Annotated in this window: 19 protein-coding genes; 5 read left to right on the forward strand and 14 right to left on the reverse strand. The window is 65.3% G+C overall.

Annotation, left to right across the window (positions count from 1 at the left end):
- Positions 1-476: 476 nt before the first annotated feature.
- Positions 477-1,472 (forward strand): GHMP family kinase ATP-binding protein, encoded by a 996-nt coding sequence (locus KSS95_RS17170; protein WP_217848260.1) that lies wholly within the window; start codon positions 477-479, stop codon positions 1,470-1,472.
- 16 nt (positions 1,473-1,488) lie between these two features.
- Complete coding sequence (locus tag KSS95_RS17175; RefSeq protein ID WP_217848261.1) at positions 1,489-2,208, forward strand: nucleotidyltransferase family protein; 720 nt, start codon at positions 1,489-1,491, stop codon at positions 2,206-2,208.
- Between the two features lie 102 nt (positions 2,209-2,310).
- Here KSS95_RS17175 and KSS95_RS17180 read toward each other — a convergent pair whose 3' ends face one another.
- Together KSS95_RS17180 and KSS95_RS17185 are read right to left on the reverse strand one after the other, a co-directional pair.
- On the reverse strand, positions 2,311-2,967 hold the full coding sequence (locus KSS95_RS17180; protein ID WP_217848262.1) for a CoA transferase subunit B: 657 nt from the start codon (positions 2,965-2,967) through the stop codon (positions 2,311-2,313).
- A gap of 35 nt (positions 2,968-3,002) precedes the next feature.
- A complete protein-coding gene (locus KSS95_RS17185) occupies positions 3,003-3,701 on the reverse strand; it encodes a CoA transferase subunit A (RefSeq protein WP_217848263.1) in 699 nt (232 codons plus the stop codon).
- A gap of 120 nt (positions 3,702-3,821) precedes the next feature.
- Here KSS95_RS17185 and KSS95_RS17190 point away from each other — a divergent pair, with 120 nt between their 5' ends.
- The gene (locus KSS95_RS17190) at positions 3,822-4,727 is read left to right on the forward strand and encodes a LysR family transcriptional regulator (protein WP_217848264.1); all 906 of its coding nucleotides are present in this window, start codon (positions 3,822-3,824) and stop codon (positions 4,725-4,727) included.
- Positions 4,715-5,536, forward strand: a complete 822-nt coding sequence (locus KSS95_RS17195) for an aldo/keto reductase (protein WP_217848265.1) — start codon at positions 4,715-4,717, stop codon at positions 5,534-5,536. The genes KSS95_RS17190 and KSS95_RS17195 overlap by 13 nt, the downstream gene beginning before the upstream one ends.
- Before the next feature lie 82 nt (positions 5,537-5,618).
- Here the strand turns inward: KSS95_RS17195 and KSS95_RS17200 are convergent, their stop codons facing one another.
- The 5 genes from KSS95_RS17200 to KSS95_RS17220 form a co-directional block, all read right to left on the reverse strand.
- Positions 5,619-8,693 (reverse strand): error-prone DNA polymerase, encoded by a 3,075-nt coding sequence (locus tag KSS95_RS17200; RefSeq protein WP_217848266.1) that lies wholly within the window; start codon positions 8,691-8,693, stop codon positions 5,619-5,621.
- Positions 8,690-10,108, reverse strand: a complete 1,419-nt coding sequence (locus tag KSS95_RS17205) for a Y-family DNA polymerase (protein ID WP_217848267.1) — start codon at positions 10,106-10,108, stop codon at positions 8,690-8,692. The genes KSS95_RS17200 and KSS95_RS17205 overlap by 4 nt, the downstream gene beginning before the upstream one ends.
- A 6-nt stretch (positions 10,109-10,114) precedes the next feature.
- Positions 10,115-10,735, reverse strand: coding sequence for a translesion DNA synthesis-associated protein ImuA (imuA, locus tag KSS95_RS17210; protein ID WP_217848268.1), 621 nt, complete (start codon positions 10,733-10,735; stop codon positions 10,115-10,117).
- On the reverse strand, positions 10,735-11,343 hold the full coding sequence (gene lexA / locus KSS95_RS17215; RefSeq protein ID WP_496198553.1) for a transcriptional repressor LexA: 609 nt from the start codon (positions 11,341-11,343) through the stop codon (positions 10,735-10,737). The genes imuA and lexA overlap by 1 nt, the downstream gene beginning before the upstream one ends.
- Positions 11,344-11,551: 208 nt before the next feature.
- On the reverse strand, positions 11,552-12,598 hold the full coding sequence (locus tag KSS95_RS17220) for an amidohydrolase family protein (RefSeq protein ID WP_217848270.1): 1,047 nt from the start codon (positions 12,596-12,598) through the stop codon (positions 11,552-11,554).
- Between the two features lie 200 nt (positions 12,599-12,798).
- Here KSS95_RS17220 and KSS95_RS17225 point away from each other — a divergent pair, with 200 nt between their 5' ends.
- On the forward strand, positions 12,799-13,650 hold the full coding sequence (locus KSS95_RS17225; protein ID WP_496198554.1) for a DNA-binding transcriptional regulator: 852 nt from the start codon (positions 12,799-12,801) through the stop codon (positions 13,648-13,650).
- Between the two features lie 162 nt (positions 13,651-13,812).
- Here KSS95_RS17225 and KSS95_RS17230 read toward each other — a convergent pair whose 3' ends face one another.
- The 7 genes from KSS95_RS17230 to mhpB all read right to left on the reverse strand — a co-directional run bounded on the left by KSS95_RS17230 (position 13,813) and on the right by mhpB (position 21,024).
- Positions 13,813-15,078 (reverse strand): OprD family porin, encoded by a 1,266-nt coding sequence (locus tag KSS95_RS17230; protein ID WP_217848271.1) that lies wholly within the window; start codon positions 15,076-15,078, stop codon positions 13,813-13,815.
- Positions 15,079-15,159: 81 nt separating this feature from the next.
- Positions 15,160-16,341: a 3-(3-hydroxy-phenyl)propionate transporter MhpT gene (mhpT, locus tag KSS95_RS17235; protein ID WP_217848272.1), complete on the reverse strand. Its 1,182-nt coding sequence runs from the start codon at positions 16,339-16,341 to the stop codon at positions 15,160-15,162.
- 94 nt (positions 16,342-16,435) lie between these two features.
- Positions 16,436-17,446 (reverse strand): 4-hydroxy-2-oxovalerate aldolase, encoded by a 1,011-nt coding sequence (gene mhpE, locus KSS95_RS17240; RefSeq protein WP_217848273.1) that lies wholly within the window; start codon positions 17,444-17,446, stop codon positions 16,436-16,438.
- Positions 17,443-18,375 carry an acetaldehyde dehydrogenase (acetylating) gene (locus KSS95_RS17245; protein ID WP_217848274.1) on the reverse strand — a complete coding sequence of 311 codons (933 nt, stop codon included), beginning with the start codon at positions 18,373-18,375 and terminating at the stop codon, positions 17,443-17,445. The genes mhpE and KSS95_RS17245 overlap by 4 nt, the downstream gene beginning before the upstream one ends.
- A gap of 11 nt (positions 18,376-18,386) precedes the next feature.
- Positions 18,387-19,181: a 2-keto-4-pentenoate hydratase gene (gene mhpD / locus KSS95_RS17250; RefSeq protein ID WP_217848275.1), complete on the reverse strand. Its 795-nt coding sequence runs from the start codon at positions 19,179-19,181 to the stop codon at positions 18,387-18,389.
- Between the two features lie 15 nt (positions 19,182-19,196).
- Positions 19,197-20,060, reverse strand: coding sequence for an alpha/beta fold hydrolase (locus KSS95_RS17255; RefSeq protein ID WP_217848276.1), 864 nt, complete (start codon positions 20,058-20,060; stop codon positions 19,197-19,199).
- A 19-nt stretch (positions 20,061-20,079) separates the two neighbouring features.
- Positions 20,080-21,024 (reverse strand): 3-carboxyethylcatechol 2,3-dioxygenase, encoded by a 945-nt coding sequence (mhpB, locus tag KSS95_RS17260; RefSeq protein WP_217848277.1) that lies wholly within the window; start codon positions 21,022-21,024, stop codon positions 20,080-20,082.
- Position 21,025 lies beyond the last annotated feature (1 nt).

Genomic DNA, 21,025 nt, shown 5'->3' on the forward strand with positions numbered 1-21,025 from the left:
GCATGGGTCACCGGATCACTGCAGGCACTTTTAAGCTGAATAAACTGAACATTATCAGTCATGACCTGACGCCCCTACTTCCCTGTTTGTCCGTGGGACCAAGAATTTGACTATTCCCTAGCCTCGACGCCGAATACTTTCTGCCTGCCAGGCGCGCGGTGAAGTTCTACGATAGCACTGGATTTCAGCGGCGCAATATTTTTCGAACCCATGAAAAAACCTACTAAAACCCTGCCGACCAACGGCACAAGAAGGGGCTTTAAGCCCTGCTAAGCTGGGCATTCAGCGCGCCGTCAACGTGCAAACAAACTTCATGATGACTAGTGCTTTTTATATAACTCCAAGACAATAAGCTTATCGCCAAGGCAGGGAATCCGCCCAAGTAAAAACCGCCTAGGATGGCGCTTGCATTGTGAGCCAGTCGCACAATGAATCACGCCCCACATACACAGTTGTATATTGGGAGTCGCTCACCCTTGATTATTACCCGCACGCCTTATCGCATTTCTTTCTTTGGCGGTGGCACGGATTATCCTGCCTGGTACAAAACCCATGGCGGCGCAGTACTGTCCACCGCCATCGACAAGTATTGCTATATCAGCTGCCGCCACCTGCCACCGTTCTTCGAACATCGGTTCCGCATTGCCTATTCCCGAATCGAGAACGTGATGCACCCCCGCGAGATCGAACACCCTGCGGTGCGCGCGGTTTTGCAATACCTGGGCTGCGAGGACGGCCTGGAGATCCACGTCGACAGCGACCTGCCAGCCCGCTCGGGCATGGGCTCCAGTTCCGCCTTCACCGTCGGCCTGCTGCACGCGCTGAAGGCCCTGCAGGGCCACGCCATCGCCCGTGAAGCACTGGCCAGGCTGGCCCAGCATGTAGAACAGCAGGTCGTCGGTGAAAGCGTCGGCTCCCAGGACCAGATCGCCGCCGCGGTCGGCGGCTTCAACCGTATCGACTTCCTGCGCGGCGATGGCGGTTTCACCATCACCCCGGCCGATGTGCCAAGGCCTCGACTCGAGGCGCTGCAAGATCACTTGATGCTGTTCTTCACCGGGTTTTCCAGGATCGCGGCCAAAGTTGCCCAGTCGAAGATCGACAACCTGGGCAACCGTGTCGCTGAGCTCAACCGCCTCCATGCCATGGTCGACGAGGCACTCGCCATCCTCCAGGGCCCGGGCCCCTTGGAGGCCGTTGGTGAGTTGCTGCATTGCAGCTGGCTGCTCAAGAAGAACCTGTCGAACCAGGTCAGCAATCAAGACATCGATCACCTCTACAGCATTGCCCGGTCGGCGGGCGCCATTGGCGGCAAGCTGCTGGGGGCCGGCGGTGGCGGCTTCATGCTGCTGTTCGTCCAACCCGAGCGGCAAGCCCAGGTCCGCGAAAGCCTGCGCGACCTTGTCCATGTGCCCTTCCGGTTCGAGCAGTCCGGCAGCCAACTGATGCGCTACCAGCCCAGCGCCCCCTGATACAGGAGCGCAAGACATGTCCATACGTACCGCGGTGGTTCTGGCCGGAGGCCTGGGCACACGCTTGCGCAGCCTGGTCAGCGACGTACCCAAGCCGATGGCGCCCATCGCCGGCAGGCCGTTTCTGGAGTACCTGTTCGACTACTGGATCGACCAGGGCGTCGAGCGCTTCGTGCTCTCGGTCGGCTATCGCCACGAAGCGATCGTCGAGCACTTCGCTGGACGCTACCGGGGTGCCACGCTGCACTATGCGCGGGAGCCGCAGCCCTTGGGCACAGGTGGCGGGTTGCTGATGGCGCTCGAACACCTGACCCAGGCCGACGAGCACTTCCTGCTGCTCAATGGCGACACCTGGTTCGCCCTGGACCTGGCCAGGTTTGAGCAATTTGCCGAGCAGCATCACGCAGACTGCTGCCTGGCGCTTCATCGCAATGGGGAACCCCGGCGCTACACGGGCATCACCCTGGATGACAAGGGTCACGTCCTGGGCTTTGCCCATGCCAGTGCCGATGCGCGGGCATGGATCAATGGCGGGGTCTACTGGATGCGCCGGGCGTGCCTGGAGGCCCTCGCTCATCGCGCCGGGCAGGCGCTGTCATTGGAGCAACAGTTGCTGCCGCAGTGGCTGGACAGCGGGTTGAATGTACTGGGCTTCGTGGCGTCGGGGCGGTTTATCGACATCGGGGTGCCCCATGATTATCAGCGAGCGAGTGCGTTGATCAATGCGCCGCGTTAGGGGTGCTCGACGAAGGTTTTGCAGTGTTCTTGAGATCGAGCGCCGCCCGCGCGGCGCTCGGTCTTGAGAGCGCTGCAACGCTGTCGACTGGCACCTACACCATCAGAACGTCATTTCCTTGACATCATCCGGCACGATCAGCTTGCCGGCGGTCTTCTCGATGATTTCCTCGACACTCACCCCCGGTGCGGTCTCGCGCAGGATGAACGCGCCGTTGTCGATCTCCAGGTACGCCAGGTCGGTCAGCACCTTGCGGATGCAGCCGGCACCGGTCAGCGGCAGGCTGCAGCGCGGCAGCAACTTGGACTCGCCGTCTTTCGAGGCGTGGGTCATGGTGACGATGATGTTGTCGGCACCGGCCACCAGGTCCATGGCGCCGCCCATGCCCTTGACCAGCTTGCCGGGGATCATCCACGAGGCGATGTTGCCTTCCACGTCAACCTCGAAAGCACCCAGCACGGTGAGGTCGACGTGGCCGCCACGGATCATGGCGAAGGATTGCGCCGAGTCGAAGATCGACGCGCCGCGGCGGGCGGTCACGGTCTGCTTGCCGGCGTTGATCATGTCGGCGTCGAGGGTGCTTTCGGTGGGGAACTCGCCCATGCCCAGCAGGCCGTTTTCCGACTGCAGCATCACGTCCATGTCGGCAGGCACGTAGTTGGCCACCAAGGTGGGGATGCCGATCCCCAGGTTGACGTAGTAGCCGTCCTTCAGTTCACGGGCGACGCGTTGCGCCATTTGTTCGCGGGTCAATGCCATGGTCAGGATCTCTTTGTTGTTCTTGAGGGCGGCGCTCAGGCCTTGACGGTGCGCTTTTCGATGCGCTTCTCGAAGGTGCCGACAATGACCCGGTCGACATAGATGCCCGGGGTGTGGATCTCGCTGGGCAGCAACACGCCTGGCTCGACGATCTCCTCGACCTCGACCACGGTGATCTTGCCGGCGCTGGCGGCCAGGGGGTTGAAGTTCTGCGCGGTGTGGCGGTACACCACGTTGCCGTAGTGGTCGGCCTTCCAGCCCTTGACGATGGCGAAGTCGCCGGTGATCGACTCTTCGAGGATGTACTTGCGGCCCTTGAACTCGCGCACTTCCTTGCCTTCGGCGACTGGGGTGCCGTAGCCGGTGGCGGTGAAGAAAGCCGGAATGCCGGCGCCGCCGGCGCGCATCTTCTCGGCCAGGGTGCCTTGGGGGGTAAGCTCGACTTCCAGCTCGCCGCTGAGCAACTGGCGCTCGAACTCGGCGTTTTCGCCCACGTAGGAGGCGATCATCTTGCGGATCTGCCGGTCCTCGAGCAGCACGCCCAGGCCGAAGCCGTCGACGCCGCAGTTGTTGGAGACCACGGTCAGGCCCTTGACCCCGCGGCGCTTGATCTCGGCGATGAGGTTCTCGGGGATGCCGCACAGGCCGAAGCCACCGGCCAGCACCGTCATGTCGTCGGTCAGGCCAGCCAGGGCCTGTTCATAAGTTGCTACACGCTTGTCCAGTCCGGCCATGCTCAGTCGCCTTTTGTAGTTGTTGGAACCGTACGGTCATCTTCACTGTAGTCGACTGATTTGTTAATTTTGTTTTCGTCATCGATTGATAATTTTTTCAAAACAAAGGTCGAGCCTGTCATGAACGTCAAGCAGCTGCGTGCCTTCGTCACCGTGGCCAAGTACCAGAGTTTCGCCCAGGCCGGCGAGCACCTGCACGTGTCGCAACCGGCCCTGAGCCTGACCATCAAGGCCCTGGAGGACAACCTCGGCGGCGCCCTGCTCACCCGCACTACCCGCAGCGTCAGCCTGACGCCCGAGGGCGAGGTGCTGCTGCCCCTGGCCCGGCGCCTGCTGGCCGACTGGGACGACACCGAGGAGATGCTGCGCCAGCGCTTCACCCTGCAACTGGGCCGGGTGTCGGTGGCGGCCATGCCGGCGTTCGCTGGCAACCTGCTGCCGCAATCGCTGAAGGTGTTCCGCCAGCGTTATCCCAAGGTCAACGTCACCGTGCACGACGTGATCAACGAGCAGGTGCTGGAACTGGTGCGCCATCGCCGCGTCGAACTGGGCATTGGCTTTGAACCCGAAAGCAGCGAGGCACTGCGGTTCCACCCGTTGTACATGGACCGTTTCGTCGCCGTGGTGCCCGCCGACTCGCCACTGGCGCGCCAGCCGCAGGTGCGCTGGCAGGAACTGCTGGCCGAGGACTTCATCGCCCTGCAGCGGCCCTCGGCGGTGCGCTTGCTGCTCGAGCAGCACCTGGCCGCCGGCCATGGCAAGCTGGCGGTGGCCTTCGAGAGCCACCAGCTGGCGACCATCGGCCGCATGGTCGCCAGCGGCCTGGGCGTCAGCGCCGTGCCGGCCCTGTGCATCGAGCAGATGCAGCAGTTGGGCGCACGCTGCGTGCGGTTGGTCGAGCCCAGCGTCGAGCGGCGCATCGGCGTGATCGCCCTGAGCGATCACAATCTGTCGAAAGCCGCCGAGGCGCTGCTCGATGTCCTGCTTACCCATACCCACCCACAGGAGGTGATATGCGTTACCTGAATCTGGCGGGCAGCCGCGCTCCGCTCATTGGCCAGGGCACCTGGTACATGGGCGAGGACCCGGGGCGCCGGGCCGCCGAAGTGGCGGCCCTGCAACAAGGCATCGACCTGGGCCTGACGCTGATCGACACAGCAGAAATGTATGCCGAAGGTGGCGCCGAGCAGGTGGTCGGCCAGGCCATCGCCGGGCGCCGCGAGCAGGTGTTGCTGGTCAGCAAGGTCTACCCGCACAACGCCAGCCGGCGCGGTATGCCGGCCGCCTGCGAGCGCAGCCTGAAACGGCTGGGCACCGACTGCATCGACCTGTACCTGCTGCACTGGCGTGGGCAGTACCCGCTGGAGGAGACCGTGGAAGCCTTCGAGCGGTTGATCGAGCAAGGCAAGATCCGCCATTGGGGCGTGTCTAACTTCGACCTGGACGACCTGCGCGAGCTGAACAACACCGCCTGCGCCAGCAACCAGGTGCTGTACAACCCGGCCGAACGCGGCATCGAGTTCGACCTGCTGCCCTGGAGCCGCGCGCAGCAGTTGCCCACCATGGCCTACTGCCCGCTGGCCCAGGCCGGGCGCTTGTTGCGCCATCCGCTGCTGGCCCAGATTGGCGAACGCCATGGCGCCACGCCAGCCCAGGTGAGCCTGGCCTGGGTGACCCGCGGCGAGGGTGTGATCGCGATTCCCAAGGCGGTGAGCCCGGACCACGTGCGCCTGAACGCACAAGCCGCCGAGCTGGTGCTGAGCGAGGAAGATCTACGGGCCATCGACCAGGCGTTCGCGCCCCCGACCCGCAAGCAGCGCCTGGCGATGGTCTGAGCCCACCTGTAGGCGCCAGCCTTGCTGGCGAACCAAGCGCTGTGGTGGCTGGGCCTTCGTCTCAGGTTTTTTCGTGCAGGGCCTAATGAAAATCCCGACTACGCACATCCAGCCCATGCAATAACGGGCTGATGTCCTCCAGCCGCCGGGCAATCAGGTGCCGCACGCCCTTCTCCTGCTCCAGCCGCCCGCTGACCTTGAGCAACTGTGCCCCCACCAGCGCCCGCCGTTGCCGCTCGGCCAGGTCGCGCCAGACCACCACGTTGACCATCCCGTGTTCATCTTCGAGGGTGACGAAGGTCACGCCGCTGGCGGTTTGCGGGCGCTGGCGGCCGACCACGATACCGGCCACCGCCACGCTGTCGCCATGCGCGACGCCCGCCAGCTCATGGCAGCTGCGGCAACCCAGCGCCCGCAGGCGCGGGCGCAGCAGCGTCAAGGGATGCGGCCCCAGGGTCGTGCCCAGCGTGTGATAGTCGGCCACCAGGTCCTCGCCCAGCGTCGGCACAGGCAATTCAACCGAGGCTTCCGGCGCCGCCTCGAGCTGGGCGAACAACGGCAACTGTGCCTGCACCGCTGCCACTTGCCAACGCGCCTGGTGCCGGTCGCGGGCCAGGGCGCGCAGGGCTCCGGCGTCCGCCAGCCGCGCCCTGGCCCTGGCATCCAGCCCGGCCCGCAGGCACAAGTCTTCGACATCGCGCCAGGGCCGCTGCGTGCGTGCCTGTTCCAGGCGCCTGGCATCCGCCTCGTTGAAACCACGGATCTGACGCAGCCCCAGGCGAATCGCCAGGACGCCCTCGCCCACGGGCTCCAGGGTGCAATCCCAGGCGCTGTGGAACACATCCACCGGGCGCACCTCGACGCCCTGGCGACGCACGTCCTGAAGCAACTGGTCAGGGCTGTAGAAGCCCATCGGCCAGCTGTTGACCAGGGCGCAGGTGAAGATCGCCGGCTCATGGCACTTGAGCCAACTGCTGGCATAGCACAGCAAGGCGAAGCTGGCCGCGTGGGACTCGGGGAAGCCATAGCTGCCAAAGCCCTTGATCTGCTCGAAGATGCGCTCGGCGAAGGCCCGTTCGTAGCCATTGCGCAACATGCCGTCGATCAGCCGCGCCCGGTGTGGCTCCAGGCCGCCATGACGCTTCCAGGCCGCCATGCTGCGGCGCAGCTGGTCGGCCTCGCCGGGGCTGTAGTCGGCGGCGACCATGGCCAGCTCCATGACCTGCTCCTGGAACAGCGGCACGCCCAGGGTGCGTTCGAACACGGCCTTGAGCTGTTCCGAGGGGTAGGTGACCGGTTCCTGTTTCAGCCGCCGGCGCAGGTACGGGTGGACCATGTCGCCCTGGATCGGCCCGGGGCGCACGATCGCCACCTCGATCACCAGGTCGTAGAATTTTTCCGGTTTCAACCGCGGCAACATGGCCATCTGCGCCCGTGACTCGATCTGGAACACGCCCATGGTCTCGGCGCGGCCGATCATCGCGTAGGTGGCCGGGTCTTCCTTGGGCAGCGTCGCCAAGCGGTAGTGCTGCCCGCGGTGCAGGGCCATCAGGTCGAAGCAGCGGCGCAGCGCGCTGAGCATGCCCAGGGCCAAAACATCGACCTTGAGCAGGCCGACCATGTCCAGGTCGTCCTTGTCCCACTGGATCACCGTGCGCTCGGCCATGGCCGCGTTTTCCACCGGCACCAGCTGGTCCAGGGGCTGTTCGGAAATGACGAAGCCGCCCGGATGTTGCGACAGGTGCCGGGGGAAGCCGATCAGTTCGCCTGCCAGCACCAGGATGCGCCGCAACGACGGGCTCTGCGCGTCGAACCCGGCCTCGGCCAGGCGCTCGGCATCCGGGATCCGGTCACTCCAGCGCCCGCAGCACTTGGCCAGGGCATCCACCTGGTCGCTCGGCAGCCCCAGCACCCGCGCCACATCGCGCACCGCCCCCGCGGCGTGGTAGCTGCTGACCACCGCCGTCAATGCCGCACGGTGCCGGCCGTAGCGCCGGAAGACGTACTGGATGACTTCCTCGCGCCGGTCATGTTCGAAATCCACGTCGATATCCGGTGGCTCGTTGCGCTCGCGGGACAAGAAGCGCTCGAACAGCAGCCGATGCTCCATCGGGTCGAGTTCGGTGATGCCCAGCACGAAGCACACCACCGAGTTGGCCGCCGAACCGCGGCCCTGGCACAGGATGCGCTGGCCACGGGCGAAGGCGACGATATCGTGGACGGTAAGGAAGTAGCTCTCGTAGCCCAGTTCCTCGATCAGCGCCAACTCCCTGTCCAGCACCTCGCGCACCTTGGCGCTCGGCCCCTGCGGCCAGCGCTCGGGCAGGCCGCGCTCGCACAGCGCGCGCAACCAGCTGGCCGGGCTCTGGCCCGCGGGCACCAGCTCGCGGGGGTACTGGTACTGCAGCTCGGCCAGGTCGAAGCGGCAGCGCTCGGCGAGCAGCAGGGTCTGCGCCAGCAGGTCCGCCGGGTACAGCTCGCGCAACTGCTCGAGGGTACGCAGGTGGCGCTCGCCATTGGCGAACAGGAAGCGACCGGCCTCGGCCACCGGGCAATGCGCACGGATGGCGCTCATGCAATCCTGCAACGCGCGCCGGCCACGCGCATGCATGTGCACGTCGCCACAGGCCACCAGCGGTATGCCCGTGCGCAGGCCCAGGGCGCGCAGCGCGGCCAGGCGCCCCTCATCGTCGACACCGCGATGCAGGTGCACCGCCAGCCACAGGCGTTCAACGAACAGCGTTTGCAGCCAGGCCGCGTCGCCGCCCTCCGCCGCCGCGACCCACAACGCCAGCAACCCTTGGTGATGGGCCTCGAGGTCCTCGGCAAGCAGCTGGTAAGCGCCCTTCTCGGCCCGTCGCCGCGCCCGGGTGATCAACGCGCAGAGGTTCTGGTAACCCGTGAGATCCTGCACCAGCAGGACCAGCTTCGGCCCATGATGCACCTGCACCTCGCTACCGATGATCAGGGCGAGCCCATGCTGCTTGGCCGCCTGCCAGGCACGGACAATACCCGCCAAGGAGCATTCATCGGTGATCGCCAGGGCCTGGTAGCCCTGCTCGCGGGCTCGGCGAAACAGCTCGTCGGCGCTGGAAGCGCCGCGCTGGAAGCTGAAGTTCGACAGGCAATGCAGCTCCGCGTAGCCCGGCGCCTTCATGCGAACCAGCCTTGCAACCACAACGACCCGGGCGCCGCCAGGTCGCGGTAGGCCCAGCCACGCAGGCCATCGCGGGTTTCGACACGGTAGTAGTCGCGCCGCACATCGCCGCCGTCCCACCAGCCGGACTCGATGCGCTCGGCCGGCCCCAGCCACTGCAGCCCAGCCTCGCAGAGCAGCTGGGGCGTGGGCAGCAACCAGCCGGGGCGACTGCCGGGGGCCAGCAGCAGGCGCCCCTGGGCACCCTGCTGCGCCGCTTGCCAGGCGCATTCGGGGCGATGATCGGCTTCGGCGCGCAGGCCGCTGACCGCGTCATCGCCCAGCCGCGCGCGCAGGCGTTCGCGCAGTTGCTCCCAAGGCTGTGCCTGCTGGGCCCGGGCCTCGAACAAGGCCTGGTGCTGGGGCACGAAGGGAGGCAGGTCGGCGGCCAGCAGGCGCAGGTTGCGCACCGCTGCCGGAATGCGCAACGGCTCCAGGCGCCCCCGGGCCAGTTCGAACAGCATCGCGGCGTCACGCTCGGCGGCCAGCAGGCCGACCTTGAGCACGGTGTCTGGCCCTTGGGCATGCTCAAGGTGCAGTTCGAAACGCTGCACACCGCAATCGCGCCCGCCAAGGAACGCCGCCAGGTCGTTGATCAGGCGGCGCAAGGGGAACAGCAACGCCTGGTGCGACTCGACGTCGAAGTTCAGCTCCAGGCGCGCCTCGAAGCGGTCGGGGGGCTGGTAGAAATCCAGGCCCAGGGTGCGCAGGCCAAGCAACTGATCCAGGTGCAACTGCACCTGGGCACTGAAGCGCCTGGCCAAGGCCTCGCGCGGCAGGGCCAAGACCTGCCCGAGCCGACGCAGGCCCATGCGGGCGAACGCCTCGGCCGCCTCCGCCGGCAAGCCGACCCGCGCCACCGGCATGTTCAGCAAGGCGTCGCGCGTGCGCTGTGGGCAGGTCAAGGCCAGGCCGTCATGCCCATTGGCGAGCATCCGCGCCGCCACCGGGTTGCTGGCCACGACGATGCGCTGGCGCAGCCCCAGCTCGGCCAGTTCCTGGCGCAGGCGTGCCTCGAACAAGGGCCACGGGCCGAACAGCTGCAGGCTCGACCCCACCTCCAGCAACAAGGCCCGCGGGTAATGCAGGCTGACCTGCGCACTGAAGCGATAGGCCCAGGCGGCGAGCAACTGCTGGAGCTGCTCGAGGCGCGCCGGCTCGACCTCGACACAGCTGAAGCCATCGGCCAGGGCGCGGGCAGCCGTCAGCGTCTGCCCGGCGCGCAGGCCCAGGGCCCGTGCCGGCTCATTGACGGCCTGGAGTACACGGCGCTGGGTCGGTCCGCCGATCAGTGCCAGCGGCGTATCAGGGTCGTCACGCTCACGCAGGACGGTGTCCAGCGCCAGCTGGGGAAGCAGGATGCAGGCCCAGAGCATGATCCATCACCCCCGCCCCGGACAGGCGATCGGCGCCGCCGGTGGCAGGCCGCCCCGGCACTTGAGCACGCGCCATTGTGCCGGCCGGGTGTCGATGGCGATGCGCAGGGCCGCAGGCGACGGGTTGTGCGCGGCCTGCTGCCCGCGGCAGGCAAAGGCCAGGGCCTCGCCGGTCTCCGCCGCGACTTGCAGGCGCCGCAGCGCGCGGTCGTCGGCGCGCTCCGGCCAACACAACACCGCCGCGCAGCTGCCCGAACGCAGGCATTGCTCCGCCGCCCACAAACTGTCGCTGCCCTGGGCCGCGACCTGCACCAGCCTGGCCAGGTCCACCCCCGCCGCCTGCCAGGCCGGGGCATAGGGAATGAAGGGTGGCGCCACCAGCACCACCCGCTCACCCGCCGTCGTCAGCCGCGCCAGCGTCGGCCACAGCAACTGCAGCTCGCCACTGCCCGGGCTGGCCAGCAGCAGTTCGCTGAGCGCCGCGGCCGGCCAGCCACCATCGGGCAGCCGCGCATCGAGGGCGGCATGGCCGCTGGGCTGCAAGGCCTGCGGGCGCGCCTGGGCTTGCCGCCCGCGCCAGACCTGGCGCTGGTCGAGCAAGCGCTCGAGGTCGACCACCGCGCCCATCAATCGCGCCTCAGCAGGCCGCAGAACACGCCCTCGATGAACAACTCGCGCTCCGGACCGACGTCAATCGGCGCATAGGCGGGGTTGCGCGGCAACAGGCGATAGCCGTCACGGGTGCGTTGCAAGCGCTTGATGGTCACCTCGCCATCGAGCCGGGCGACCACGATCTGCCCATCGCGGGCCTCACCCTGCTGGCGAATGCCGACCAGGTCGCCGTCGAAGATGCCGTCGTCGATCATCGAATCGCCACGCACCTTGAGCAGGTAGTCCGGGGTGCGGCGGAACAGGCTGGGGTCGAGCAGCAGTTGCTCGTGGATGCCGAGGTCCGGGCCGATGGGGGCACCCGCGGCGACCTGGCCGAGCACGGGCACCTCGAGGATTTCCGGGCGGCGCAAGGGTTCGGCCAGGCGGATGCCCCGTGCCTGGTTGGGGGTGACGTCGATGAAACCGGCCTGGTGCAGGGCGGTGATGTGTTTGCGCGCCACGCTGCGCGAGGCGAAACCGAAGCGCTCGGCGATGTCGGCCAGCGACGGCGGCTGGCCTTGATCGGTGATGCGCTCGCGGATGAACGCGAGGATGGCGCGGCGTTTGGGGGTCAGATTGTCCATGGAGCACATTTGTACTCTTTTCGGGTAACGCTGAACAGCCCCCTTCGTCGCAAGCTGTGGCGTGATCAAAACGGACAAGACCCAAAAGCGCTAAGTCAAAAACCCAAATCGACCCTGCCGCACATCCCCCAAGCACGAGTTCCAGGCCGCCCACCGCCATCGAACCGATGCCCCCTTACGAGGACATCCTCACCCTCTGGCAGCGCACTCAGGCCAGGCGGGGGAACAAGCGCAAGGCGTTTTCCCGATTGACAGCCAGGCGTTGCTGCTCGGTGAAACCGAAGGTATCCAGCAGCCCGGTGAAGTGACTCGAGCGCGCCTTGTTGGCATAGGGCCAGTCGCTGCCGAAGGTGATGTTCTGCGGATTGGCGAATGCCAGCAGCGCAGGCAAGGCATAAGGACTACTGGACAGCGCGGTATCGAAGTAGAACTTGCGAAGCCGCAGGATACCTCGCTCGGTGCTCCCGTCGTCCGAGCAGACACGGGCCATGCGCTCGGCGGCATAGGGAAGGAACCCGCCTGCATGGGAAAGGATGATCTTCAGTTCTGGGTAGCGTTCCAGGCACCCCTTCTTGGCCAGGTTAAGGGCCGCACGCGTGGTATCCAGGAGAAAGTCCGCAGCATAGGGTGGAATCCCGTCGACGGGCTCGGCCGGCAGCTCCGAAGGGTGGACGAACACGGTGGCACGGTGTCGGTTCAATACCTCCATGAGAGGATCCCACTCGGGCGCCCCGAGGTAGGTACCCCGAACGTTTGCCAGCAAGATGACGCCGTCAGCTTTCAACGTGGTCAGGGCGTACTCGGCCTGCTCGACGGCGCCCGCAACATCAGGCAGCGTCAACGTTGCGAAGAAGCCAAACCGCCCGGGATGCTTGTCGACGACCTCGGCGCAGAACTCGTTGACCTCCTTGGCTTTCACGCGTGCTTCTGCATCATTGCCAAGGTGCACGCCTGGCGTGGACACCGACAGGATGCCGGTGGCGATACCGTTGCTGTCCATCAGGTCCAGGGCGCCCTCGACACTCCAGGTTGGGATGGGCAAGCCGCCGGCGGTAATACCTCGGGACTCGAGCCACTTTCCATAAAAAGGTGGAACGACATGCTGATGGGTATCGATGCGGCGGGCCTCTTTTGACGCGCGGCCACCTGCAGACTTGCTGCTTTCGGATGCACGGGCATCGCTTGGGGCCAAGCCAGATACCGCTGCGACGGTTGCGGCGGTAGCCATGGATTGGAGGACTTGTCTGCGATTCATGCTGCGTGCCTTTTTCGAGATGGATGAGCAAATGCAAGCCACCGAACAATCGACGCTGCCCCTGGCAGTCATGTCGCGCCCCATCCAGTGAGCTAGGTCAGCCTGTGCGACCCGATCAAAGCGCGAGCCGCTCGGACCTGGCCGGCACAAGTGTTGGCTTGGTATTCGCTGAGTATAAGAATCGCGCCGATTGTCCTACAATGAAAAACCGCGTCGCTGTGCACTGGATGCACATCATTATTTTTAAAGAGGTTTTCATGAATATTGATCGAGGCTCCGACTACAAGACGGTGCGCGGACTGAGCCGTGGCCTGGCATTGCTCAATGCCTTGAACCGGCTGGACGGCGGCGCCAGCCCGACCCGACTGGCCGAGATTACCGGGCTCCACCGGACCACCGTCCGGCGCCTGCTGGAAACACTGCAGGACGAAGGCTATGTACGCCGCAGCGAGTCCGACGACAGTTTTCGCCTAGCCCTCAAAGTGCGCGAATTGAGTGAAGGTTTTCGCGATGAGCAGTGGATCAGCGCCATCGCCGCACCGCTGCTGGCGGAGCTTCTACAGGAAGTGGTATGGCCGACTGACATCTGTACCTTGGATGTGGATGCGATGGTGGTACGCGAGACCACTCACCGCTTCAGCCGCCTTTCATTTCACCGTTCCATGATCGGACGCCGCCTGCCTCTTCTGCAAACGGCAACTGGGCTCACCTACCTCGCCTTCTGCAGCGACGCCGAGCGTGAACAGATCCTCACCCTCTTGGCGGGGCGTGAGGATAAAGCATTTCACTTGGCGCGAAATGTGGCGCAACTTGACAACGTCTTGCGCAAAGTCAGGCATCTTGGCTATGGGGAAAATTTCATGGCTTGGAACTACGAAGAAAAAATCGCCTCCATTGCCGTTCCTGTCTTCTCCGGGCAGCGCTTGCTGGGCTGTTTGAATCTGGTGTATGTGGCCAAAGCGATGTCAATCGAGCAGGCTGCACACCGCTATTTAGGCGCCTTGCAACATACAGCGAAGCTGATTCAAGAAAAGCTCGAAGCATCCTTATAGTTGGAGCCCGGCGACGGATCAGGCAATGGTCGTCATTGCCTGATGGTCATGCATTGCAAGGGGGATTACCTTGGCCTGCGGCGCTGAATATCCGGCCAATCGATTCTGTGTAGCCGTCGCCAATCCGGTCAGCAGCACCCCCTCACACAGAACCCATGCCATCTACCAGAGCTTGATCGTGTAATCCACGTTGACTCGCAATTCGTTGTCATCTCGGTGCGAAGCGCCGGCAAGGAAATCATTGCGATACCAGGCATGGCGCAAACGCAGCACCAGACCTTTGAAGCTACCTTGCTGGACGACGTATGACAGTTCGATATCCTTCTCACTTTCGCTCAGCCCGCCCCCGCCAAATTTCGGCAGTTCAATATTGTCACCGTGCACATAACGCAGCATGCCCTTAAGCCCTGGCACACCCAAGCCAGCAAAGTCCTGATCGAACCTGGCCTGCCAACTGCGCTCCTTGGGGTTGAGGAACTCCGAACTCAGCGTGCCCTCGGTAATTACCAGCGGCTCGGTGCCGTACAGGTAAGGCATCGCGGTATCACCCGCCAGGCGCATGTAACCGATGCCAAGGCTGTGACTGCCCCACGCGTACGTGAGCATTAGTGCAGTATTGCGGTTGTCGACCGGTCCGGCCTTGGCAGCGCCCTCTTCTGCGGTGACGAATAGGCGCAAGTCACTTTTGAGCCGGCCTGGCCCCAGTGGGCGGTTGTCGATGAAACCAAGAAAGTCCTTGCGGTAAAGCTCATCCAGAGCTGCATGGTAGTAGCGCAGCGTCAACGCCTCGGACCAGGCGTAATCACCGCCCAGGAAAGTGAAGCGATCAGAGGTGGCAGCGCCATTGAAGCGCCCGTTGGGTGCGGCGACGCTCATTTTCTGATAATCGCTGGAATCACGCAGGTTGATGCGGTCGAGCCAGCCTGCGTGAAGGGCCAGGCGCTCGATATCGCTGGAACGCAGGTAGGCGCCACGGAATGTTTGCGGCAACAAGCGAGCCGGGCTGGCGAAGGCAATCGGCAGGAAAGTGCTGATAGTGCCCCCTTGCAGTTCTGTATGCGAGATACGCAGTTTGCCGGTCAGCCCTAACTCGGAATAGTCGTCGGCAGGTTCGCGAGTGCTGCGATCAAATGGCAGAAGACCGGTGCCGGCGCGGTCGGCTGACGAATCCAGCTTCACGCCCAGCATGCCCTTGGCATCCAGGCCAAAGCCGACCGGCCCTTCGGTGAATCCGGAACTGACGTTGAGGATGAAGCCCTGGGCCCATTCGCGGGCAGCAGCCTGTGGCGTGGTACCCAGGTAGTTACGATCAAAATAAAAATTGCGCAACACCAGATCGGCGTGGCTGTCTTCGATGAAGCCTGCAGCCTGGGCAGCGCTGCTGCAGAGCAGGCCAACGGCCAGGAACATTCCAAGGACCTTGTGCATGGTCACTTCACTTTCTTGTAGTTATAGGAAGTCCTGCCGCAGGCGCAGCAGGAGGCACGTAAGGTTGAACAGCGTGTGGGATCAGCCGGGCCGGCGGCCGATCAAGCGGAACAGCGCCAGCGCAGCGATCACCACGCCCGGCGCCGATGCCAGCAGCACACCGGCGGAACCGGCGCCAAAGGCGAGCATCTGGCCCGCCACCAGCGGCCCGCTCATCGCCCCCAGGCGCCCGACCGCCACCGCCGCGCCAACACCGGTGGCGCGCACGCGCACGGGATAGAAGTGCGGCGCCAAGGCATACAGCACGCCCTGGCCACCGGTGGCGAAGAAACCAGCGAAGAAGCCGGCGACAAGCATTGCCGGCAGCGCGCTGGCTAGCCCCAGCCCCGCCAGGGCGGCGAGGATCCCCACGTAGACCAGGGCTGCTGTGACCCCCGCGGGCAGGCGCTCGAGCACCTGGCCCAGGGCCAGGGTGCCGATGGCAGCGCCGATCTGCAGGGCGAACATCACCCAGCTGGCGTCATGGCTGCTGAAACCCTGGCCGACCAGCAGGCTCGGCAGCCAGTTGATCAGGATGTACACCACCATCAAGGTGAAGAAGTAGCTCAGCCACAGTAGCCAGGTCGCCCCCTGGCCGAACAGCTCGCGACGCAGGTTCGGCGTGGCCTCGGCCTGGGCTGTGGCACGGAACTGGCCCGACTCGGGCAGGTACGCCGCCAGCAGCGGCAGGATCAGCAGCGGCCCAGCGCCACCGACATGAAACACCCGTTGCCACTCGCCGCTGTAGCCGGCAATGCCGATGCCGGCGGCGATCGCCGCGCCCAGAGGCACACCGCAGTACATCAGGCTGACTGCACTGCCGCGCAGGCGCTGGCCGGCAGCCTCGCTGCACAAGGCGATCAAGTTGGGCAGTGCGGCGCCCAGCCCGATACCGGTGAACAGCCGCGCCAGAAGCAAGCTGGGCAAGTGCCAGGCATGGGCGGTGGCCAGCGAGAACACGCCGAACAGCGCCACCGAGCCGATCAGGATGCGCTTGCGGCCGAAACGGTCGGCCAGCCAGCCACCGACCAGGGCGCCGGGCAGCAGGCCGAGAATGCCGGCGCTGAACACCCAACCCATTTGCATCTTGTCCAGGGCGAAGGCATTGGCCATGCCCGGCGCGGCAATACCGGCGGCCTGCAGGTCAAGGCCTTCGAGCAGGGCGACGAGGAAACACAGGCCGATGGTCAGGGCCATGCGAGGCGGGTTATTGGCAGAAGTCATGAATCACCCATTTTGTTTTTGTGTTGGGTTTTGATGGGGCGCTGTGCGCCCCAATCGCCGGCAAGCCGGCGTGTAAAGACGATCGGCAATGGCGTCAGCGCTTAAGCAAGTCCAGGGCCACATCCACGATCATGTCTTCCTGACCACCCACCATCCTGCGCTTGCCCAGTTCGACGAGTATGTCCACCGCCTTGATGCCATACCGGGCAGCTGCCACTTCGGCATGGCGCAGGAAGCTCGAGTAGACCCCGGCATAACCCAGCGCCAGGGTTTCGCGGTCCACGCGTACCGGGCGGTCCTGCAGCGGTCGCACCAGGTCGTCGGCCGCATCCATCAGCGCGTAGAGGTCGGTGCCATGGTTCCAGCCGAGCTTGTCGGCCGCGGCGATGAACACCTCCAGCGGTGCATTACCGGCACCTGCGCCCATACCGGCGAGGCTGGCGTCGATGCGGTCACAGCCCTCCTCCACCGCGGCAATGGAGTTGGCCACGCCCAAGCTGAGGTTGTGGTGGGCATGGATACCGGTCGACGTCGCTGGGTCGAGCACGGCCTTGACCGCACGCAAGCGCGCACGGATGTCATCCATGTTCATCGCCCCGCCCGAGTCCACCACATAGATGCAGGTGGCGCCGTAGCCCTCCATCAATTTGGCCTGTTGCGCCAGCCCTTCGGGCGTCTGCATATGGCTCATCATCAGGAAGCCAACGGTGTCCATGCCCAGTTCGCGGGCATATTCGATGTGCTGGCGCGAAACATCTGCCTCGGTGCAGTGGGTGGCCACGCGGACGATGCGGGCACCGGCGTCGTAGGCGTTCTTCAGGTCATGGAGGGTGCCGATCCCTGGCAGCAGCAGCGTGGCGATCTTGGCGTGGTTGACCGCGTCGGCCGCTGCTTCGATCCATTCAAGGTCGGTGTGGGCAGCGAAACCGTAGTTGAAACTGGAACCCTGCAGGCCATCGCCATGGGCCACTTCGATCGAGTCGACCTTGGCCCGGTCGAGGGCGCCGGCAATGGCACGCACGTCGTCCAGCGAATACTGATGGCGGATGGCATGCATGCCATCGCGCAGGGTCACGTCACTGATATACAGCTTTTTGCCGTTCATACCGGGGCTCCCATCGCCAGGGCCATGCGCTCGGCGGTAGCCAGCGCGGCGGAAGTCATGATGTCGAGGTTGCCGGCGTAGGCCGGCAGGTAGTGGGCGGCGCCTTCGACCTCTAGGAACACCGAGGTCTTGAGGCCGCTGAAGGTCCCCTGCCCTGGCAGTTTCAGGTCGCGCACGTTTTCAAACTGCACCTGCTGCTTGAGCCGGTAGCCCGGCACGTAGGCCTGCACCGCAGCGGCCATCTCTTCGATGCTCGCCGCCACCTGCTGCTGATCGGCGGCCTCGCTGAGCACGTACACGGTGTCGCGCATCATCAGCGGCGGCTCGGCCGGGTTCATGATGATGATCGCCTTGCCCTTGGCGGCACCGCCGATCACTTCGATGGCCTTGCTGGTGGTCTCGGTGAATTCGTCGATGTTGGCGCGGGTGCCGGGGCCGGCGGACTTGCTGGCAATCGAGGCGATGATCTCGGCGTAGTGCACCTTGGCCACCCGCGATACCGCCGCGACCATGGGGATGGTCGCCTGGCCACCGCAGGTGACCATGTTGACGTTGCTCGCCTGCAGGTGCTGCTCCAGGTTGACCACCGGCACGCAGTACGGGCCGATGGCCGCCGGGGTCAAGTCGATCATGCGCAGGTCGGCCTTGTGCTGGCGCAGGAAGGCATCGTTCTTCACATGGGCACCGGCGCTGGTGGCGTCGAAGACGAAATCGATGTCCTTGAACGCCGGCAGGCGAGTCAGGCCCTCCACCCCTTCATGGGTGGTGGCCACGCCCAGGCGGGCAGCGCGGGCCAGGCCATCGGAGGCCGGGTCGATGCCGACCATCGCCGCCATTTCCAAGTGCTGGGCGTTGCGCAGGATCTTGATCATCAGGTCGGTGCCGATGTTGCCGGAACCGATGATGGCGACTTTACGTTTATGGCTCATGGGACTCTCCGTCATTCGCCGCTGAAGGTCACGCCGACGCGGCCCAGGCCGTCGATCTCGGCTTCGAAATGGTCGCCCGGGGCCACCGCCACCATCGGCCCGAGGGCACCGGTGAGGATGATGTCGCCCGCCCGCAGCGGCTCGCCCAGACGGGCCATGGTGCGGGCCAGCCATACCGCCGCATTCAGCGGGTGGCCCAGGCACTCGGCGCCACTGCCGCTGGAGGCCAGCTCGCCATTGCGGGTCATGCGCATGGCTGCGCCACGTAGGTCGAGGTCGTGCAACTGGCGCGCCGGGCCACCCAGCACGAAGCAGCCACTGGAGGCGTTATCGGCCACGGTGTCAGCGAAACGGATGTTCCAGTCCTGGATACGACTGCCGACGATTTCCAGCGCCGGCAGCACATGGCCGGTGGCGGCGATCACATCGGCGCAGGTGGTCTGCGCGCTGGGCAGGTCGTGGGCCAGTACCAAGGCGATCTCAGCCTCTATCTTCGGCTGCATGACGCTGGCGAAGGGCACGCTTTGGTTGTCGCCGTAGCACATGTCGGCGAACAGGCTGCCGAAGTCGGGTTGGTCGACACCAAGCTGGGCCTGCACCTTGGGGTTGGTCAGGCCGATCTTGCGGCCGACCAGGCGGCGGCCGGCGGCCAGGCCATGGGCGACGTTCAGGCGCTGGATGGCGTACGCGGCCTCGGCGTTTTCCGCGCCGATGGCATCGCGCAACGGGGCGATGGCCTCGCCCTGTTGCTGGGCGCGGCGCAGATCGGCGGCCAGCCGCTCGAGGGTTTGCGAATCGATGGTCATGGGATGTACCTCAAATCAGTGCTGGAGGAAGTCCAGCACCAGGCGGTTGAAGGTGTCGGCGTGCTCCCACTGGGCCCAGTGGCCGCAGTTGTTGAACACGTGCAGTTCGGCGTCGGCAATGCCGGCGATCAGGCGCAGGCCGACGTCCATTGGCACGAAGCGGTCGTTGCGCCCCCAGACCACCAGGGTGCGGGCCTTGATTTCGCCCAAGCGTGGGCCGAAGTCGGGGAACTGCTTGGGGTTGGCGGCCAGGCTGGCGACGAAATTGTCGAGGTGGTCGCGGCGGCTGAGCATGTTGTCCAGGCGGGTCTGGAACAGCGCCTCGGTGAGGTCGCTGGGGTCGTAGACGAAGACGTTCATCATCTTCTTCAGGTTGTCGATGGTCGGCTCGCGGTACAGCGCGTTGATCAACTTGATGCCCTCGGTGGGCATCGGCACGAACGGGCTGGCGCCACCGGTGCCACCGCCCATCAGCACCAGTTTGCCGACCCGCTGCGGGTAGCTCAGGGCGAAGGCCACGGCGCTGTGGCCGCCCATGGAATTGCCGAGGATATGCACACGGTCAAGGCCGAGCACATCGAGCAAGCCCTTGAGCGCGGTGGCGTTGAGGTCCGAGCGCGAACCACGGCAGACGATCGGGTCGCTCTTGCTCCAGCCTGGGCAGTCCAGCAACACCACGCGGTAGCCGGCGGCCAGCAGCGGTTCGATGTTGCGGTTGAAGTTGGCCCAGCCACTGGCACCTGGGCCGGAGCCGTGCAGCATGACCACGGTCTCGGCGCCTTCGCCGAGGTCGTTGTAGTGCACCTGCAGGTCGAGCTCACCTTCGCGGATGTGGGCGAAACGGCTGCTGTCGGCTTCGTTGATGGCGATGCGGGTCATGATCGGTATCCTCCGTCGATCAGGTAAGGGAATGGGCGCTGAGCGAGCCGAAGCCGGCGATCCATTCGGGGATCGGCCGGTAGTAGCGCGCGCTGGCCTGGTAGTCGCCGAACGCGGCCAGCGCGGCGAAGGCCGCCACCCAGGTCTTGACCTCGTGGGTCGACTTGCCGGCCAGCGTCGACAGCTCGGCATTGGCCATGCCATCGAGCTCGACGAAGCGGCGTTGCTCCAGCAGGTCGAGAAAATGGTTGTCCCAGGCCGGGCTGAGCGGGTGCAGGCTGTGCTGGTCAAGCACGAAGCCTTCGGCCGCGCTGATCACCCGTTGCTGGCGGGCCTGGCGTTCGTTGGCCGGCAGGTCGCGACCACTGCCCATCAGGCGGTCGGCCATGCGCGCATCGACATGGGCCAGCTCCGGTACCGGCGGCTGGTGCGACAATCCTCCGGAACCAAGGAACAGCACGCGCTTGCCGGTGCTGCGGGCGAAACGGCCGATGGCCTCGCCAAGCAGGCGGGCGCGGGCGAAACTCGGCAGCGGTACCGCCACGCTGTTGATGAACACGGGGATCACCGGCTTGTGCGCCAGGCCGCCGAGCAGCAATTCCAACGGCTGGGCAAAACCGTGGTCGACCTGCATGCGGTAGGACACGGCGGCGTCCACACCTGCCTGCAGTACTGCATCGGCGCAGGCCTCGGCGATGTCACGCGGCACGTCCAGCGGGCCGGCGGCACTGTTGAAGTCACCGATGGCGGTGGCGCCCATGCCGATACAGAAGGCTGGCATCACATCGTAGAAAAAGCCGTTGTAGTGGTCCGGGGCGAACAGGACCACCAACTCTGGGTCGAACACGGCAATGCGCGTACGGGCGGCGCTGACCACCTCGTCCACTTCTGCCAGCACGGCTTGCGCCGGGTCGACGTACCCCACCAGCGGGGTGTGCGAGAGGCAATGCAGGTAGGCGCTCATC

The organism is Pseudomonas muyukensis, from assembly GCF_019139535.1.
GTDB lineage: Bacteria > Pseudomonadota > Gammaproteobacteria > Pseudomonadales > Pseudomonadaceae > Aquipseudomonas > Aquipseudomonas muyukensis.